This is a genomic window from Curtobacterium sp. B8 (genome assembly GCF_000333315.1).
GTDB lineage: Bacteria > Actinomycetota > Actinomycetes > Actinomycetales > Microbacteriaceae > Curtobacterium > Curtobacterium luteum.
Genome location: NZ_BACW01000156.1, coordinates 1 through 2,045 on the forward strand (window position 1 = coordinate 1; position 2,045 = coordinate 2,045).

Consider the following 2,045-nt stretch of genomic DNA (forward strand, 5'->3'; position numbering starts at 1 on the left):
CGTCGGACCCGGCGCCCTGCGTTACGCACGTCGGACTCGGCGTCCTGCGGACGCACGTCGGACTCGGAACCAGGCACCGGGCCTCCCGTCAGACCGTCGCGTAGGCGACGATGCCGCGGCGGACCGCGTCCGTCGCACGCCGCGCGGTCTGCGCGAGGTCCGGATCGCCCGCGTTGCGGACCTGGTCGAGGAGGTCGATCACCTGCTTGCACCAGCGCACGAAGTCACCGGCCGGCATGTCGAGCGTCCGGAGGACGTCGTCGAGCGCGGAGCCCGACGCCCACCGGAACATCCCGACCGCCATCGCCGGTGTGGGCGGCTGCGAGCCCGCGAGCCGCGCGTCCCGCTCGATGTCGTCGAGGCGGGCCCAGATCGTCAGGGTCTCGTCGAGCGCGGGGCGGAAGGCACCGCGCGGCAGGGCGTGCTCCGTTCCGGGGGCGTCCTCGCGTCGGGGCTGGTACACGATCGTGGAGGCCATCGCGGCGAGCTGCGCGGGCGTGAGCTCCTTCCACACGCCGGCCTCGAGGCACTCGGCGACGAGCAGGTCACGGTCGCCGTAGATCCGCTGCAGACGACGCCCACCGGCGGCGACCGTGGCCTCGCCGGAGCCGTCGTCCGTCGCGACGAGGTAGCCGAGCTGCAGGAGCACGTCCGTCACCCGGTCGAACGTCGTGGCGACGGCGCCGGTGCGCGACCGGATCTGCTGCACGAGCTTGTCGTTGGCGCGCTTCAGCTTGTACCAGCGCTCGGCCCAGCGGGCGTGGGCTTCGCGGTCGGGGCAGGCGTGGCAGGGGTGCCGCTGCATCCGACGTCGGACGTCGGTGATCGCGGCCTGGCGTTCCTTGCGGGCACCGTGCGAGGCCTCGCGGCCACCGGGGACGTTCGTGCGCTCGAGGTCCGAGAGCTCGCGCCGCAGCGCCGCGTACTCGGTGAAGTCGCCGAGGTGGCAGGTCATCGCCTGGCGGTAGCCGTCGAGGGACTCCTGCTGCGACCGCACCTTGCGCGCCAGGTCGACCACGGACCGGTCGGCCTGGAACTGCGCGAACGACGTCTCGAGGACTTCGCGGGTGCGACTCCGTCCGAACTGGTCGATGAGGTTCACGGCCATGTTGTAGGTCGGCTTGAACGACGAGTTCAGCGGGTAGGTGCGTCGGCTGGCGAGCGAGGCGACGGCCTGCGGGTCGAGGCCGTCGGTCCACTGGATCACCGAATGACCCTCGACGTCGATGCCGCGGCGGCCCGCACGACCGGTGAGCTGCGTGTACTCCCCCGGCGTGATCGGCACGCGCGCCTCGCCGTTGAACTTCTCGAGCTTCTCCAGCACCACGGTGCGGGCGGGCATGTTGACGCCGAGGGCGAGGGTCTCCGTCGCGAAGACGACCTTGAGGAGCTTCCGCTGGAAGAGGTCCTCGACGACCTCCTTGAACGCCGGGAGGAGCCCCGCGTGGTGCGCCGCGACGCCCCGCTCGAGGCCTTCGAGCCACTCCCAGTACCCGAGGACGGCGAGGTCCTCGTCGAGCAGGGTGCGGCAGTGGTACTCCGCCGACTCGCGGATCTCCCGACGCTCGTCCGCGGTGGTCAGCGAGAGTCCCGAGCGGAGGACGTTGCGGACACCCTGGTCGCAGCCGGCGCGGCTGAACACGAAGAAGATCGCCGGCAGGAGCATCCGGTCGTCGAGCATGTGGGCGATCTGCTCGCGGTACAGCTTCTCGGTGCGCGGCCCCCGACGGTCGTGGTAGCCGCCCCGGCCCCGTCCGCCGCGGTGTCCACCGCCGTGCCGCTCGCTCCGGGACGCTCCCCCGACCAGGCGGAGGAGCTCGGGGTTCACGCGGTTCGTGGCTGCTGCGCCGCTGGAGTCGAACAGGTCGACCATCTTCGAGCCGACGAGGACGTGCTGTTCGAGCGGGACCGGGCGGTCCTCGGAGACGATGACGTCGGTGTCGCCGCGGACGGTCTGCAGCCAGTCACCGAACTCCTCGGCGTTCGACACGGTCGCGCTCAGCGAGACCAGCCGGAACTCGGTCGGCAGGTGGAGGATGACCTCT

1 protein-coding gene is annotated in these 2,045 nt (G+C 71.7%); it reads right to left on the reverse strand.

The genetic code is table 11. The features are described from left to right. Positions 1-88: 88 nt before the first annotated feature. Positions 89-2,045, reverse strand: a 1,957-nt coding sequence (locus I59_RS03850; RefSeq protein WP_022902739.1) for an RNA helicase, incomplete at its 5' end; no start/stop codon positions are given.